Annotated in this window: 17 protein-coding genes; 8 read left to right on the forward strand and 9 right to left on the reverse strand. The window is 68.4% G+C overall.

The window, feature by feature from the left end; all coding sequences use genetic code 11:
- Positions 1-159: 159 nt before the first annotated feature.
- Genes nhaA through GV790_RS13505 form a run of 3 tightly spaced genes read left to right on the forward strand, consistent with a single transcriptional unit; the run spans position 160 to position 2911 of the window.
- Positions 160-1371, forward strand: a complete 1212-nt coding sequence (nhaA, locus tag GV790_RS13495) for a Na+/H+ antiporter NhaA (protein WP_163813685.1) — start codon at positions 160-162, stop codon at positions 1369-1371.
- Positions 1372-1399: 28 nt separating this feature from the next.
- Positions 1400-1939, forward strand: coding sequence for a phage holin family protein (locus tag GV790_RS13500; RefSeq protein WP_036532255.1), 540 nt, complete (start codon positions 1400-1402; stop codon positions 1937-1939).
- A 36-nt stretch (positions 1940-1975) separates the two neighbouring features.
- Positions 1976-2911, forward strand: a complete 936-nt coding sequence (locus GV790_RS13505; RefSeq protein WP_163813686.1) for an alpha/beta fold hydrolase — start codon at positions 1976-1978, stop codon at positions 2909-2911.
- Between the two features lie 46 nt (positions 2912-2957).
- Here the strand turns inward: GV790_RS13505 and GV790_RS13510 are convergent, their stop codons facing one another.
- From GV790_RS13510 to nth, 4 genes are read right to left on the reverse strand one after another with little or no spacing between them, the layout of a single operon-like run.
- Positions 2958-4151: a MarP family serine protease gene (locus GV790_RS13510; RefSeq protein WP_163813687.1), complete on the reverse strand. Its 1194-nt coding sequence runs from the start codon at positions 4149-4151 to the stop codon at positions 2958-2960.
- Positions 4148-4849, reverse strand: coding sequence for an NUDIX hydrolase (locus tag GV790_RS13515; RefSeq protein ID WP_163813688.1), 702 nt, complete (start codon positions 4847-4849; stop codon positions 4148-4150). Before GV790_RS13515 ends, GV790_RS13510 begins: the two co-directional genes overlap by 4 nt.
- A complete protein-coding gene (locus GV790_RS13520) occupies positions 4846-5508 on the reverse strand; it encodes a TlpA family protein disulfide reductase (RefSeq protein ID WP_280213523.1) in 663 nt (220 codons plus the stop codon). Before GV790_RS13520 ends, GV790_RS13515 begins: the two co-directional genes overlap by 4 nt.
- Positions 5505-6212 carry an endonuclease III gene (gene nth, locus GV790_RS13525; RefSeq protein ID WP_163813723.1) on the reverse strand — a complete coding sequence of 236 codons (708 nt, stop codon included), beginning with the start codon at positions 6210-6212 and terminating at the stop codon, positions 5505-5507. Before nth ends, GV790_RS13520 begins: the two co-directional genes overlap by 4 nt.
- A 217-nt stretch (positions 6213-6429) precedes the next feature.
- Between nth and GV790_RS13530 the strand changes: the two genes are divergently transcribed.
- Both GV790_RS13530 and GV790_RS13535 read left to right on the forward strand, forming a co-directional pair.
- On the forward strand, positions 6430-6672 hold the full coding sequence (locus GV790_RS13530) for a hypothetical protein (RefSeq protein ID WP_036532224.1): 243 nt from the start codon (positions 6430-6432) through the stop codon (positions 6670-6672).
- 144 nt (positions 6673-6816) lie between these two features.
- Positions 6817-7491 carry a Crp/Fnr family transcriptional regulator gene (locus tag GV790_RS13535; protein ID WP_014348619.1) on the forward strand — a complete coding sequence of 225 codons (675 nt, stop codon included), beginning with the start codon at positions 6817-6819 and terminating at the stop codon, positions 7489-7491.
- 82 nt (positions 7492-7573) lie between these two features.
- On the opposite strand, the gene GV790_RS13540 is transcribed toward GV790_RS13535, so the two are convergent.
- From GV790_RS13540 to GV790_RS13550, 3 genes are read right to left on the reverse strand one after another with little or no spacing between them, the layout of a single operon-like run.
- Complete coding sequence (locus GV790_RS13540; protein ID WP_163813689.1) at positions 7574-8365, reverse strand: MBL fold metallo-hydrolase; 792 nt, start codon at positions 8363-8365, stop codon at positions 7574-7576.
- Between the two features lie 14 nt (positions 8366-8379).
- On the reverse strand, positions 8380-8868 hold the full coding sequence (locus GV790_RS13545; protein ID WP_138447699.1) for a RidA family protein: 489 nt from the start codon (positions 8866-8868) through the stop codon (positions 8380-8382).
- Positions 8869-8879: 11 nt separating this feature from the next.
- Positions 8880-9044, reverse strand: a complete 165-nt coding sequence (locus GV790_RS13550) for a DUF4177 domain-containing protein (RefSeq protein ID WP_014348616.1) — start codon at positions 9042-9044, stop codon at positions 8880-8882.
- 170 nt (positions 9045-9214) lie between these two features.
- On the opposite strand from GV790_RS13550, the gene GV790_RS13555 reads away from it, so the two are divergent.
- Entirely contained in the window at positions 9215-10234 is a 1020-nt protein-coding gene (locus tag GV790_RS13555) for an ArsA family ATPase (RefSeq protein ID WP_163813724.1), read from the forward strand.
- On the forward strand, positions 10231-11379 hold the full coding sequence (locus GV790_RS13560; protein ID WP_163813690.1) for an ArsA family ATPase: 1149 nt from the start codon (positions 10231-10233) through the stop codon (positions 11377-11379). Before GV790_RS13555 ends, GV790_RS13560 begins: the two co-directional genes overlap by 4 nt.
- On the opposite strand, the gene GV790_RS13565 is transcribed toward GV790_RS13560, so the two are convergent.
- Positions 11372-11695, reverse strand: a complete 324-nt coding sequence (locus GV790_RS13565) for a WhiB family transcriptional regulator (protein WP_011206869.1) — start codon at positions 11693-11695, stop codon at positions 11372-11374. The two genes, GV790_RS13560 and GV790_RS13565, sit on opposite strands and share 8 nt — an antisense overlap.
- Positions 11696-12134: 439 nt before the next feature.
- Between GV790_RS13565 and GV790_RS13570 the strand changes: the two genes are divergently transcribed.
- Complete coding sequence (locus tag GV790_RS13570) at positions 12135-14483, forward strand: penicillin-binding protein (RefSeq protein WP_163813725.1); 2349 nt, start codon at positions 12135-12137, stop codon at positions 14481-14483.
- A gap of 58 nt (positions 14484-14541) precedes the next feature.
- On the opposite strand, the gene GV790_RS13575 is transcribed toward GV790_RS13570, so the two are convergent.
- Entirely contained in the window at positions 14542-15006 is a 465-nt protein-coding gene (locus GV790_RS13575; protein WP_163813691.1) for a GatB/YqeY domain-containing protein, read from the reverse strand.
- Positions 15007-15096: the final 90 nt, after the last annotated feature.

Consider the following 15096-nt stretch of genomic DNA (forward strand, 5'->3'; position numbering starts at 1 on the left):
GGCAGGTTACGCCCGGTGGATTCGATTGTCACCGGGCGTAACCGTTAGAATTGCGTAAGGTGTGCCGGGAAGTCTGGTCGGCGCGTGGTCGTGTACGTCGAATCCCTCGCGGTTCGCCGCGCGTCTGCGGTCCCTGACCGACCCGACGAGAGGTTTCCCGTGATCACAGCGGCGCGCTCGGAGCTGTCCAGGTATCTGCGCACCGAAACCGTCGGCGGCTCATTGCTTCTCATCGCGGCCGCGGTGGCGTTGCTGTGGGTGAACTCGCCGTGGGGCGCCGGCTACGAAACGATGACCGATGCGGTGCTGCCGATTCCACCGCTGCATCTGGAACTCACGCTGGCCGACTGGACCAAGGACGGGCTGCTCGCGGTCTTCTTCTTCGTCGCGGGGCTCGAGCTCAAACGCGAACTCGTGGTCGGCGAGCTGGCCGACCGCAAGCGGGCCGCACTGCCGATCATCGCCGCCGTCGGCGGAGTGATCACACCGGCGATCATCGCCTACGTCATCGGATACGGCGTACCCGGCATGGACCGCGGCTGGGCCATCCCGGTCGCCACCGATATCGCGTTCGCGCTGGCGGTATTGGCCATGACCGGTTCCCGGATCCCCGCCAGCGCGCGGGTCTTCCTGCTGAGCCTGGCCGTGGTCGACGACCTGCTGGCCATCATCCTGATCGCGGTGCTGTTCACCGCGGGTCTTTCGCTGCTGTGGCTGCTCGCCGCGCTCGCCTGCTTCGCCGGCTGGTGGCTGGCCCAGCACCGGCGCATCCGCACTCCGCTGGTGTATCTGCCGCTTGCTCTCGTGGCCTGGTACGCGCTCCACGAGGCGGGTGTGCATCCGACGCTGGCCGGCGTCGGGATGGGACTATTGACGCGAGTCCGCAAAGATCCCGGCGAATCCGAAGCGCCTGCCACCCGATGGGAACACCAGGTCCAGCCGATCTCGGCGGGGCTGTGCGTGCCGCTGTTCGCGCTGTTCGCCTCCGGAGTCCCGTTGAATTCCAGCGTGTTCGGGCAATTGTTCACCGACCGCCTACCGCTGGCCATCATCGCCGGTCTGCTGCTGGGTAAGACCATCGGCATCATGGGCTGGAGCTGGGCGGCCATCCGGCTCGGCGTCGCCAAACGCCCCGCGCACCTCGGTTATCGCGATATGTTCGCCCTGTCGGTGCTCGGCGCGATCGGCTTCACCGTTAGCCTGCTCGTGGCGGAACTCGCGCTGGAGGACGAAACCGCCGTGGAATTGGCCAAGGCAGCGATCTTGGTGACCTCTATGGCAGCCTCACTGGCCGGTTCGGCGCTACTGTTGCGGCGTGGGCGTGTCCACCAGGCGCGGCGGGACGCGCGTGCGCTAGAACGAGAACAATGAAGCCTGGACAGGGAGAAGGGTCGACCAAGTGAGTGTCACACAGGGCGGTAACGGACGCGACGCGCATCGAGACGGCTCTCCGCACGACCCAGGACGCACCGTGACCGCGATCCCCCTGTCGGAGGTCGACCCGACCGCCTCGGCCAGCTTCGGCACCCTGGTGCGCGATGCCACCGAGCAGGTCTCCACGCTGGTGCGCGCCGAGGTCGAACTGGCCAAGGCCGAGGTCACCGGCGAGATCAAGAAGGGCCTGCAGGGCAGCGTCTTCTTCATCGTCGCGCTGACCATCCTGCTGTTCAGCAGCTTCTTCTTCTTTTTCGCGGTCGCGGAAACCCTCGACATCTGGCTGTACCGCTGGGCGGCGTTCTGGATCGTGTTCGCGCTGATGGTGATCGCGACGGCCACCTTCGCCTTCCTCGGCTACCGCAAGGTCAAGAAGCTGCGCGCGCCCGAGAAGACCATCGACTCGCTCAAGCAGACCCGTTCGGTGCTGCCCAGCGGGCTCGGCGCGCACGGCAAGCACGAGCTGACCGCCGACAAGATCGCGATGGACAAGCCCGCCCGCTGAGACACGCCCGGCCCTGGCCTACTACGCTCGGTCGGCGTGGCGTCGAACTTCCTGCCGGACCCGTCCAGCGTCCGTTATGAGGGTCCGTGGACCCATCGCGACGTTCACGCCAATGGCATCCGCTTCCACATCGTGGAGGCCGCGCCGGAACGCACGGACGCGCCGCTGGTGGTGCTGCTGCACGGATTCGCCGACTTCTGGTGGTCGTGGCGGCATCAGCTGACCGGGCTGTCGGAGCTCGGCTACCGCGCCGTCGCGGTGGATCTGCGCGGTTACGGCGACAGCGACAAGCCGCCACGCGGCTACGACGGCTGGACCCTGGCCGGCGACATCGCTGGACTCATCCGCGCGCTCGGCCACACCGAGGCCACCCTGGTCGGACACGCCGACGGTGGCCTGGTGTGCTGGGCGACGGCGGTCATGCATCCGCGCCTGGTGCGGGCGATCGCGGTGATCGGATCCCCACATCCGGCCGCGCTCAAGAGCGCGATTCTGCGTGATCGGGCCCAGCGCTCGACCTGGCTGCCGAACTTTCTGCGCTATCAGCTACCCAGATACCCCGAACACCTGCTGACCAGGGGTGACGGCGCCGAGATCGAGCGCCTGATGCGCGAGCGGGTGGGTGCGTCCTGGTCCGGGAGCAGCGAATTCACCGACACCGCGCGCCGGATGCGCTCGGCCATCCAGATCCCCGGAGCGGCCCACTGCTCGCTGGAGTATCAGCGCTGGGCCTTCCGTAGCCAATGGCGGCCGGATGGCCGCCGGTTCATGGCGATCATGCGCAAACCCATCGACATTCCGGTGTTGTCGATGCGTGGCGAGCAGGACCGCTACGTGCTCACCACGACGATCCATCGCGGCCATCGGCTCTCCCCCCGACGCACCGTCGTCACCATCCCCGGCGCGGGGCATTTCGCGCATCAGGAGAACCCGGAAGCGGTGACCACCGAGTTGGCGAAACTGCTGGGCTGAGGGCGGACGTGCCCGGCAGCACCGTCGCCGCCGGGCACTACGTCGATCAACTCAGCACGCAGGGACCCGTCGCGACCGCCGATTGCGATGCGTCCGCCGCGTCGAGCTGGCGGCGGACCTCCTGCAGGGTGAGCACATAGCCGGTGTCGTCATCGGTGACGGCCGCGCCGAACACCACGCCGAGCACATTGCCCTCGGTATCCACCAGCGGCCCACCGGAATTGCCCGCCCGCACCTGACCGCGCACGGTGTACACCTCGCGCTCGATGGTGCCGTCGCGGTAGATGGTCGGGCCGGTCAGATCCAGCGTCTCGCGGACGCGGGCCGCGCTCGCGGTGTAGCGCCCGCCGCCCGGATAGCCGAGCACGATCGCGCTGTCGCCCGAGCGGGCCGGAGCCGCGGCCTCCGGGATCTCCGGAGCGGTGAGACCGGGGACCGACAGCACCGCCACGTCGGTGGACGGATCGAACAGCACCACTTCCGCTTCCAGCGGGCCGGTGGCGGTATCCACGGTGACGCTGGTGGTGCCCGCGACGACGTGCGCGTTGGTCATCACCCGCTCCGGCGAGATGACGAAGCCCGAACCCTCCAGCGCCCGCTGGCAACTCGGCGCGACACCGCGGATGCGCAGCACGCTCTGCTGCAGCCTGGCGGCCACCGGGCTGCTCAGCACGCTCGGGTCCGGCGGTTCGACGGCGGCGATCGGCGCGCGGCCGAACGGCCCGATGACGTCCGGCAGGCCCGAGGTGTTCAGCAACTTGGAGAACTCGTTGGGCAGCTTGCGCAGCCAGTTCGGCGCCACATCGTTGACGTCGGCCAGCACCCGCGAACCATTGATCGCGGTCGCGATGGCCGGCTGCGAGGAGGTGGCCAACGGCAAGGCCAGCAGCCACGCCGTCACCAGCACGGCCACCGCCTGCAGCACCGCCCCCACGACGCTGTCGACGGTGCGGGTGAAGGTATGGCGCATCCCGCCCCGCGCGGCGCGCCCGAGCACCATGCCCGCGACCTCGCCGACGATCACCAGCACCACGATCAGCAGCACGCCGGCCAGTACCCGGCTGCGGCCCTCACCGATGTGGATCAGGATGTGCGGAGCGATCAAGATGCCCGCGACGGCGCCGAGCACCACGCCGAGGAAGGCCAGCGCCGAGGCGACCGCACCCTGACGCCAGCCCGACGAGGCGGCCAGCAGCGCCAGGATGACGACCGCGATATCGAGCCAGGTCGATGCGCTCACAGCGTCATCCCCACCGCGGCCAGTGAGCTCTCCAGATCACGCACGTCGGTGCGGTCCCATTCCCGTTCCCAGCCGAGCGTGCTGAACAGTCCGGCGAGGATTCCTCCGGTGAAGCCCCACACCAGCATCCCGTCCACCTGGAAGGCCGGGCTCTGGTAGCCGAGGCTGCCACGGACCAGGAACCGGTTCGCCGGATCGAGCAGATCGGACAACGACACGCGCACCACCCGTTCGGTTTCACTCTGGTCGACCACGCGCACCTCGCTCGGCGTGCGCCAATACGCCACCACCGGTGTCACATCGAACCGGGACGGCGGCACGAACAATTTCGGCAGCACCGCGACCGGCTCGACGCCGTCGCGGTCCAGTCCGGTTTCCTCCCAGGCCTCGCGCAGCGCGGTATCGATCGGACCGGTGTCACCGGGATCGACCGCGCCGCCGGGGAAGGCGACCTGCCCTCGATGCTGGCGCATGGTAGAGGCCCGCTGGGTCAGCAGCACCTCGGCGTCGGCCGGTAGGCCACCGGGTGCGTCCGGGTCCGGCGCCGGGGAACCGCCGAACAGCACCAGCACCGCGGCCTGGCGCGGTTCGGACGTCAGCGTCATCACCCGGCGCAGCGCACGCGCCTTGGACAGGGTGTCGGAGAAGTCGGCGTGGGCCTGGGTGGCGCCGGCGAGCCAGGGCGGAATGTCGGTCATGCGGTAACTCCCAGCGCCCCGGAAACGGTGTCGGCGATGTCGTCGACATCGTGGAACGGGCGGGCGACGTACTCGGCGATCGATCCGTCCGGCCGGATCAGCACGGTGATGGGCAGCGCGTTCGGCGCGCCCGCGGCGGCGCGCACGGCGGCGTCCGGGTCCTCGACGCCCGGCATGGTCAGCGGCGCCCGGCCCGCGCCGCGCTGCTCGTCGTTCAATGCGGCGAGCATGGCGAGGGCCTTGTTCTCGGCGGGATCGCTGTGCACGGTCAGCACCGTCACCGCCGGGCCCACCCGGTTCGCGTACTCCTGCAGGACGGGCAGCTCGGTGCGGCACGGCTCGCACCAGTAGGCCCACAGATTCAGTACCGCGGGCTTGCCGGCGAGTGCGGCGGCGAGGTCGACGGGCTTACCGTCGGCCAGGCAGGTCAGCGAGAGCCCGGCGAGTGGGCCCGAACCCACCGCACCGTCGACCGGACGAGGGCATTCGGTGAGCCCGGCGGCCGCGCGCTGCTGCGGATCGACACGTGCTGCCGCGGTGACCCGCTCCCCGCCGGGGGTGGAATCGTCGTCACCGCGCGGCCACAGCGCGACGGCCAGCGCGACCGCGACGATCAGGGCCGACAGCACCCAGCGCCAGACGACGGGAACTCGGCTCACCGGCCCACCAGCTCGAGCAGATGCTCCGCTTCCGGCCCCTTCACCAGCTCGGCGGCGGCATCCGGATCGGTGGGCCCGATCCCGAACGAAGGACAATCCTTGGCCAGCAGGCACACTCCGCACGCGGGTTTGCGCGAATGGCAGACCCGGCGTCCGTGGAAGATCACCCGATGGGACAGCAGTGTCCACTCCTTGCGCTCGATCAGCTCGCCGACGGCCTGTTCGACCTTGACCGGATCCTCTTCGGCCGTCCATCCCCAGCGGCGCACCAGCCGGCCGAAGTGGGTGTCGACGGTGATACCCGGCACCCCGAACGCGTTGCCGAGGATGACGTTGGCAGTCTTGCGCCCGATGCCCGGCAACTTGACGAGTTCGTCCATGGTGTGAGGCAACTCACCATCGAAATTTTCCAGCAGGGCTTGCCCGAGGCCGATGAGCGCGTTCGCCTTGTTCCGGTAGAAGCCGGTGGGGCGGATGTATTCCTCGAGTTCGGCGCGATTGGCCTCGGCGTATGCGCGCGCGTCAGGGTACTTGGCAAAAAGCGCGGGGGTGGTGAGGTTCACTCGCACGTCGGTGCACTGGGCGGACAAGATCGTCGCGACGGCCAATTCCAGCGGCGTGGTGAAATCCAATTCGCAATGCGCGTCCGGAAAAGCCAGCGCCAGTTTCCGGTTCATCCGGCGCGCGCGGCGGACGAGACCCAGCCGGGTTTCCGCCGGTCGAGTGCGGGTTTTCGACTTCGGCGCGCCGTCTGCCGCCTGGACAGGATCAGCCGCCGCGGCGGTGGCCGAAGGCCCGATCCCGGCCGCGGATGAGGGGGAGACACGCACCCGTCCACCATACGGAACCCACCGACATCGTTGCCGTCCCAGATCCGGTGCCGTGTTCCATCTGAGACCTGGACAGTGTTTACTGCTCGGCATGCAAGGACTCGCTGTGGTGCTCTTCCCAGTGGCGTTGATGCTGTTCGCCCTGGGCATGGAGCGGGTCGAGAACCGGCTCCGCAAACTTCTCGAACCCGACGAAGAAGTTCAGCTGTACTTGGACAAGGCGAGCAACGCCGAGGTGAAAGAGCTGACGAAGCTCGGTCTGCCGGCGGCGGTGGCTCGTATGCGCAGGCGCCGCTCCCGCGCCGAGGAAATGGACATCGCCCGGGCCAGCTGAGCCCGCGCGATGCGGAATTCACGCCACGCAATCCGGCCGTTACGTGGTGTCTGTCACTACGCGCCGTGAATGCCGCGTAGACTGCACTGTCGGCCGACCCACTTCGGTCCAGGACTACAGCCATTTCCCATAAGGAGCACATTCGTGGACGAGGCCCTCGCCAGAGCAGGCATCTTCCAAGGCGTAGAGCCCACCGCGGTGGCGGCGCTCGCCAAACAACTGCAGCCCGTGGATTTCCCGCGCGGCCATGTCATCTTCAACGAGGGTGAGCCCGGCGATCGGCTGTACATCATCACGTCCGGCAAGGTGAAGATCGGTCGCCGTTCCCCGGACGGCCGGGAGAACCTGCTGACCATCATGGGCCCGTCGGACATGTTCGGCGAGCTGTCGATCTTCGACCCCGGTCCGCGCACCTCGACCGCGACCACGGTCACCGAGGTCCGCGCGGTCACCATGGATCGCGAGGCGCTCAAGTCCTGGATCGACCAGCGACCCGAGATCGCCGAGCAGTTGCTGCGCGTGCTGGCCCGCCGCCTGCGCCGCACCAACAACAACCTCGCCGATCTCATCTTCACCGACGTCCCGGGTCGAGTCGCGAAGGCGCTGCTGCAGCTCGCCCAGCGTTTCGGCACCCAGGAGGCCGGTGCGCTCCGGGTCACCCACGACCTCACCCAGGAAGAGATCGCCCAGCTGGTCGGCGCCTCGCGCGAGACCGTGAACAAGGCGCTCGCCGACTTCGCGCATCGCGGCTGGCTGCGGCTAGAGGGCAAGAGCGTGCTGATCTCCGACTCCGAGCGCCTGGCCCGGCGCGCGCGCTGATCTCGCGCACAGCTAGCTGATCGTTCGAGGCCCGGCCGCCACTCGCGGACCGGGCCTCGAACGTTGTGCGCCGCAGCTGTCGTCAGGGCTGCGACCGCAGATACTCCAGCTGCGCCTGCACCGAACTCCGCGCCGCGAGCCACAGCTTCTTGTCGACGTCGGCGTACACCTTGCGCACCACCGCCATCGGCCCGGCATCGGGCCCGAGCTCGGCCAGCGCCGCCCGCACCTGCTCCAAGCGTTCCTGCCGATGCGCGATGTAGTACCGCGCGACGGGCTCGAGGTCCGGATGATCCGGGCCGTGCGCGGGCAGCAGCGCCTTACCCGCACCCACCTCGACCAGCCGGTCCAGCGAACGCAGGTAATCGCCGAGCGTGCCGTCGGTCGAATCGAGGACGGTGGTGCCGCGACCGAGGATGGTGTCACCGGTCAGCACGGCGTCATCGAGCACGAAGCTCACCGAATCCCCGGTGTGGCCGGGTGTGTGCAGCACGGTGATCCGCAATCCGGCGGCGACGATCACCTCGCCGTCGGTGAGCGGGGCATCGCTGCTGCGCAGATACTCGCGGTCCATCGCCCGCACCGGCGTGCCGGTCAGCTTCACCAGCCGGTCGATGCCGCCGGTGTGATCGGCATGCCGGTGTGTGATCAGGGTGAGCGCGATGTCTCCGCCGGTCGCCGTGACGATCGCCTCGATGTGCGCGCGCTGCTTCGGGCCCGGATCCACCACGACACAGCCGCCGCCGTCCGGGCCCCGCAGGATCCAGGTATTGGTCCCGTCCAGCGTCATCTGGCCCGGATTGTCCGCGAGCAGCACGGCCGCGGTCGGCGTGACCTGCCGCAGCTGCCCGTAGGCGGGATGGGTCAGGGTCATGGCCTACCTCCTGATCAACGCACCTCGGCGATGAGTTCCACCTCGACCGGGGTGTTCTTCGGCAGTTCGGAGACCCCGACCGCCGAGCGTGCGTGCGTGCCCGCGGCGCCGAAGACCTCGCCGAGGAATTCCGATGCGCCGTTGACAACCAGCGGCTGGTCGGTGAAGCCCGGCGCCGACGCGACGAAACCGACCACCTTCACGATCCGCACGACCTCGTCGAGCCCGACCAGATCGTGCACCGCGGCCAGCGCGTTCAGCGCGCACAGCCGTGCCGCCTCGGCGGCCTGCTCCAGCGTCACCTCGGCGCCGACCTTGCCCGTCGCCGACAGCTCGCCGGAGACGAACGGCAACTGCCCCGAGGTGTAGACCAGCGAACCGGTGCGCACCGCGGGCAGATAGGCCGCGACCGGCGCGGCGACCTCGGGCAGGCTCAGGCCGAGCCGGGCGAGATTGCGTTGCCAGGGGGTCGCGGGCTCGGCAGCGGGCGATTCGAGTGCCATGGCCGCCCGCCCTACTGCTTCGGCCGCTTCAGGTAGGCCACGTGCTGCTCACCGGTCGGGCCGGGCAGCACGGTCACCAGCTCCCAGCCGTCGGCGCCCCACTGGTCGAGGATCTGCTTGGTCGCATGGGTGAGCAGCGGAACGGTCGCGTACTCCCACAGGGTCACATCGCTCATGGCTGGAGCCTAATGGGTGGGCTCCGGCACGTTCCGACCGCAGCCGGGCCGGTCACCGGTGATACGAGCCGGACGTCACTGTCTGATACACCACACCGCCGGTATCCGGATCCCTAGGGCGCGATCTCAGAACGGGTTATAGGCTCGCGAACGTGGGAGCACCAACAACAGTGCCGGTTTCGGCCGATCCGGGGCTGACGACCGGCTGGCCGGAACGCGCGGCCAAAGCCCGGCTGCACTACGTGTCGGGTAAGGGCGGCACCGGAAAGTCGACGGTCGCCGCGGCCCTGGCACTGGCGCTGGCCGCGGGCGGGCGCCGAGTTCTGCTGGTCGAGGTGGAAAGCCGACAGTCCATCGCCCAGCTGTTCGACCTGCCGCCACTGCCACCCACCGAGACCAGGATCGCCACCGCGGACGGCGGCGGCGAGGTGGTCGCGCTCGCCCTCGATATCGAGCACGCCTTCCTCGAATACCTGGACATGTTCTACAACCTCGGCTTCGCCGGCCGCGCCATGCGCCGGATGGGGGCCATCGAGTTCGTCACCACCATCGCGCCCGGCCTGCGCGATGTGATCCTGACCGGCAAGATCAAGGAGTGCGCGGTCCGCGTCGACAAGGCCGGCAAGCAGGTCTACGACGAGATCGTGGTGGACTCGCCGCCGACCGGCCGGATCGCCAGTTTCCTCGACGTCACCCAGGCGATGGCCGAGGTGGCCAAGGGCGGACCGATCGCCTCGCAGGCCGAGGGCGTGTCGAAGCTGCTGCATTCGGACCAGACCCTGATCCACCTGGTCACCCTGCTCGAGGCGCTTCCGGTACAGGAAACCGCCGACGCCATCGCCGAACTGACCGAGGCCGACCTGCGGATCGGGACGGTGATCGTCAACCGGGCCAGCCAGGACGAGCTGCCTGCCGAACAACGCAATCGCGCCGCCGCGGGTGATCTCGACGTCGAGGCGATCCGGGCCGGGCTCGACAGCGCGGGAATCTCGCTACCCGAGGACGACGTCCAGGGCCTGATCACCGAGACCGTCGAGCATTCGGCCACCCTGCGGGCCCAGGACGAAAGCGCCACCGAACTCGCCAAGATCGATATCTCCCGGATCTCCCTGCCCGCTCTCACCGATGGCATGGATCTGGGCGGGCTCTATGAGCTGGCCGAACACCTCACCGCACAGGGAGTCCGATGAGTACGCCGCAGGCAGGCGCCCCCCAGCTGGACATCTCGACGATCATCGGCGATCCGAACGCGCACATCGTGGTGTGCTGCGGTTCCGGCGGAGTCGGTAAGACCACCACCGCCGCCGCCATCGCGCTACGCGCGGCCGAGGCCGGGCGCAAGGTCGTGGTGCTGACCATCGATCCGGCGCGCAGGCTGGCCCAATCGCTCGGCGTCGCCGATCTCGGCAACTCCCCCCAGCGGGTCGAGCTCGGCCCCGAGGTCAAGGGCGAATTGCACGCGATGATGCTCAATATGCGCCGGACTTTCGACGAGATGGTGCTCGAGCACACCAGTCCGGACAAGGCCGAGCAGATCTTCGCCAACCCCTTCTATCAGACCGTGGCCTCGTCCTTCGGTGGGACGCAGGAGTACATGGCGATGGAAAAGCTCGGGCAGCTGGCGAATCGACGCGAGTGGGATCTGATCGTGGTCGACACTCCCCCGTCCCGTAACGCGCTGGACTTCCTGGACGCGCCCAAACGGCTCGGCAATTTCCTCAACGGCCGGATGATCCGGGTGATCATGGCGCCGGGGCGCGGCGTCGGCCGGTTCGTCACCGGCGCCATGAGCCTGGCGGTGCGCGGGGTGTCGACGATCGTCGGCGGCCAGATGCTCAAGGACGCTTCGCTGTTCCTGCAATCGCTGGAATCGCTGTTCGGCGGATTCCAGGACCGGGCCAACCGCACCTACGCGATGCTGTCCAAGCCGGGAACGCACTTCCTGGTGGTCGCGGCCCCCGAACCCGATGCCCTGCGTGAGGCCTCGTTCTTCGTCGACCGGCTCTCCACCGAGAAGATGCCGCTGGCCGGGCTGGTGCTGAACCGCACCCACCCCGTCCGCAGCGCGCTGTCCGCCGATCACGCGTTGACCGCCGCCGACCAGTTGGCCGAATCGAATCCGCTGACGGCGGCGGTGCTGCGAATCCACGCCCACCGGGTAGCCACCGCGAAACGGGAACGGCATCTGCTGCTGCGCTTCACCGGAGCCCACCCTCGGGTGCCGATCGTGCCGGTGACCGCGCTGCCCTTCGAGGTCTCCGATCTCGAAGCGCTACGCGCGGTCGGCGATCAACTCACCCGGACCCCGGCCGGCTCGGCCGTGCCGGTTACATAGCCACCTGATGCTGGCGCTGGGCCTGGAAGAAATCGGCCCATGACGTCACTTCGGGGTGCTGCTTGAGCAGCGCACGCCGCTGCCGTTCGGTCATACCGCCCCACACACCGAATTCGACCCGGTTGTCGAGTGCGTCCGCACCGCACTGCATCAAGACCGGGCAATGCCTGCAGATCGTTGCCGCTTTGCGCTGCGCCGCGCCACGTACGAACAGCTGATCGGGGTCTACTTCCTTGCATCGGGCCTGGGATACCCAGGCGATCCTCGCTTCGGCCTGCTCTACGTCCAATCGAGCGATGGGGGTTGTCATGTGCATTTGGTGTGCCCCTTTGCAGTCCGAACACCGGTCAACGGCGCTCCGGAATCGCGTGTCAGCCCCGCAGCTACCCGAACCCCGCTGCGAAGTGCACCACATTCCACTTTGAGTGTTAGCTCTATCACACTGGGTTCTCAATCTAGGTAAAGGTATGCCGGGAGCGCAAGACCGAGCTGTGATTTTTTGGTACGTCCGTGCCGCGACCACGCGACACGCCAGTGACCCAATCGCGACACGCCACAGAATCGACCGTTACCGGGCGTTCGAACGAACGCACCGCTCACCTGGCCGCCGTCAAGGCCGGATTTCGGCCGTCGAACCCACCCCGACCTGCAATCGAGCAATTCGGATCAAACACACCCGCGAGAGCCCGCGAGCCACCCCTTAGTCTGGTCCCGTGCCGATCAGACATACGCTCGCGAAGCTGGCCGTTAGCTGCATGCTGGCCGCCGTGCTCGTCGCCGGGCTGTTGTTCCCGCTCGCAGGCGGTTTCGGATTCGTGTCCAACCGCGCCGCCGATGCCGTCGACAACGTCTCCGCCGAGTTGGTCGAGGGCACGGTGCCCGCGGTGTCGACAATGGTCGACGCGGCCGGCAATCCGATCGCCTGGCTCTACGAACAACGCCGTTTCGAGGTGCCGAGCGAGAAGATCTCCAACGACATGAAGCTGGCGATCGTCTCCATCGAGGACCGCCGCTTCGCCGACCACGACGGCGTCGACTGGCAGGGCACGCTGCGCGCGTTCCTCACCAACACCACCAGCGGCGAGGTACAGCAGGGCGCCTCCACCATCGACCAGCAGTACGTGAAGAACTTCCAGCTGCTGGTGGTGGCCAAGACCGACGCCGAACGCCGCGCCGCGATCGAGACCACCCCGGCCCGCAAGATCCGCGAGATCCGGATGGCGCTGACGCTGGACAAGGAACTCACCAAGGACGAGATCCTCACCCGCTACCTGAACCTGGTGCCGTTCGGTAACTCCTCCTACGGCATCCAGGACGCCGCGCAGACCTACTTCGGCATCGACGCCGCCGAACTGAATGTGCCGCAGTCGGCGATGCTGGCGGGCATGGTGCAGAGCAGCTCGAAGCTCAACCCCTACACCAACCCCGAGGGCGTGCTGGCCCGCCGCAACACCGTGCTGGACACCATGATCCAGAACATCCCGAGCCGCGCCGACGAATTCCGCAAGGCCAAGACCGAGCCGCTCGGCGTGCTGCCCGAGCCCAAGGGCCTGCCCCGCGGCTGCATCGCGGCCGGCGACCGCGGCTTCTTCTGCGATTACGCGCTGCAGTACCTGGCCAACGCCGGTATCAGCCGCGAGCAGATCGAGAAGGGCGGCTACCTGATCCGCACCACGCTCGACCCGGCCGTGCAGGATTCGGTCAAACGCGCGGTCTCCGAGGCGGCGCCGCCGAACCTGGAGAACATCGCCGAGGTCATGTCGGTGGTCGCCCCCGGTCAGGAATCGCACCCGGTGCTCGCCATGGCCAGCAGCCGCACCTACGGCCTCAACCGCGAGGCACACGAGACGCTGCTCGCCCAGCCGTACTCGATGGTCGGCGACGGCGCGGGCTCGGTGTTCAAGCTGTTCACCACGGCCGCGGCGATGGAGAAGGGCATGGGCATCAATGCCCAGCTCGACGTGCCCGGCCGGTTCAACGCCCAGGGCATGGGTAACGGTGGCGCCCCGGGCTGCCCGCCTGCGACCTACTGCGTCGAGAACGCCGGCCGCTACAAGTCGCCGATGTCGGTGACCGAGGCGCTGGCGACCTCGCCCAACACCGCGTTCGTCAAACTCATCCAGGCCGTCGGCGTCACCCCGACCGTCGATATGGCGGTACGCCTCGGCATGCGCTCCTACACCGAGCCGGGCAGCTCGGGGCTGGAGAACAATCAGAGCCTCGCCGACATGATCAAGAGCCAGAACCTCGGCTCGTTCACCCTCGGCCCGGTCCCGATCAACCCGCTCGAGTTGTCCAACGTCGCGGCCACGCTGGCCTCCGGCGGCAAGTGGTGCCCGCCCTCGCCGATCAAGGAGGTGATCGACCGCAACGGCAAGCAGGTCCCGCTGACCCAGCAGGCCTGCGAGCAGGTGGTCGAGCCCGGCCTGGCCAACACCCTGGCCAACGCCATGAGCAAGGACGATCAGCCCGGCGGTACCGCCTTCGCCGCGGCGGCGAACGCGGGCTGGACGCTGCCGATGTCGGGTAAGACCGGAACCACCGAAAGCCACCGCTCGTCGGCGTTCGTCGGCTTCACCAACTCGCTGGCCGCGTCGGTCTACGTCTACGGCGACAGCCCCACGCCCGGCGAGATCTGCTCGTTCCCGCTGCGCAACTGCGGCGCCAGCGACGCCAACGGCCTGTTCGGCGGTAACGAACCCGCGCGCACCTGGTACAACGCGATCAAACCCGTGGTCGGGAACTTCCCGCCGCCGGTGCTGCCACCGCTCGACGATAAATACGTGCGCGGCGCCAACAACGCCCAGGTGCCCGACGTGGTCGGGATGAAGCAGGGTGAGGCGACGGCCGCGCTGATCGCGGCCGGATTCAAGGTCACCCCGGTGGAATCGTCCGGGTCGGCGCCGAAGGGCACCGTGACCGGGTCCTCACCGAACGGGTCGGCCATTCCAGGGTCACTGGTGACGATCTACGTCAGCGACGGCACGGTGCGCACACCGCCGCCGCCCGGACCGCAGGGACCGCCGCCGGGCGTGCCGGGTCTCCCGCCACCGCCGCGGCTGCCGCCCATTCCGATCCCGATTCCGCTGCCGTTCCCCCGGTAACGACAACGCCGACCCGGTCTGACCGGGTCGGCGTTTCGTTTATCTACTGGGAGAACGGTTACAGCCGGGCCTTCACCGCCGCGGAGATCCGCGCACCGTCGGCCTTGCCCTCGGCCAGCGCGGTCGCGATCTTCATGACCTGACCCATCTGGCGCATACCCGGCCGCTGTCCGGTCTGCTCGGCGATCTGCGCGATGGCGGTATCGGCGACGTCGGCGACCTCGGCGTCGGTCAGCTGGGTGGGCAGGTATTCGTCGATGATCCTGGCCTCCGCGTGCTCGTTGGCCGCCAGCTCGCCGCGCCCGGCCTGGGCATACACCTCGGCGGCCTCGTTGCGCTTCTTGGATTCCTTGGCCAGCACCGCGACGACCTCGGCGTCGGAGAGCTCACGTGCCTCTGGGCCCGCCACCTCGGCGGACTGGATGGCGGCGAGCAGCATCCGCAACGTGGCAAGACGCAGCGTGTCCTTGGATTTCATCGCGGCGGTCATATCCGCGCGCAGCTGCGATTTGAGTTCCGACATGAGCCTCACGGTAGCCGCTGCACCGCACGTGGCCCACCACATTTACCCGGCCGGTCCGCCGATCTGTGCCTGAACACACGCCGCGTTCGA

Origin of the sequence: Nocardia cyriacigeorgica, from assembly GCF_010858045.1 — a bacterium.
Classification (GTDB): domain Bacteria; phylum Actinomycetota; class Actinomycetes; order Mycobacteriales; family Mycobacteriaceae; genus Nocardia; species Nocardia cyriacigeorgica_E.

Bases quoted from the DNA above. Each gene is read 5' to 3' on its own strand.
- GV790_RS13515 (WP_163813688.1), bottom strand. From the start codon at position 4,849: ATGACCGACATTCCGCCCTGGCTCGCCGGCGCCACCCAGGCCCACGCC.
- GV790_RS13530 (WP_036532224.1), top strand. From the start codon at position 6,430: ATGCAAGGACTCGCTGTGGTGCTCTTCCCAGTGGCGTTGATGCTGTTC.
- GV790_RS13540 (WP_163813689.1), bottom strand. From the start codon at position 8,365: ATGACCCTGACCCATCCCGCCTACGGGCAGCTGCGGCAGGTCACGCCG.
- GV790_RS13545 (WP_138447699.1), bottom strand. From the start codon at position 8,868: ATGGCACTCGAATCGCCCGCTGCCGAGCCCGCGACCCCCTGGCAACGC.
- GV790_RS13550 (WP_014348616.1), bottom strand. From the start codon at position 9,044: ATGAGCGATGTGACCCTGTGGGAGTACGCGACCGTTCCGCTGCTCACC.
- GV790_RS13560 (WP_163813690.1), top strand. From the start codon at position 10,231: ATGAGTACGCCGCAGGCAGGCGCCCCCCAGCTGGACATCTCGACGATC.
- GV790_RS13565 (WP_011206869.1), bottom strand. From the start codon at position 11,695: ATGCACATGACAACCCCCATCGCTCGATTGGACGTAGAGCAGGCCGAA.
- GV790_RS13570 (WP_163813725.1), top strand. From the start codon at position 12,135: ATGCTGGCCGCCGTGCTCGTCGCCGGGCTGTTGTTCCCGCTCGCAGGC.
- GV790_RS13575 (WP_163813691.1), bottom strand. From the start codon at position 15,006: ATGTCGGAACTCAAATCGCAGCTGCGCGCGGATATGACCGCCGCGATG.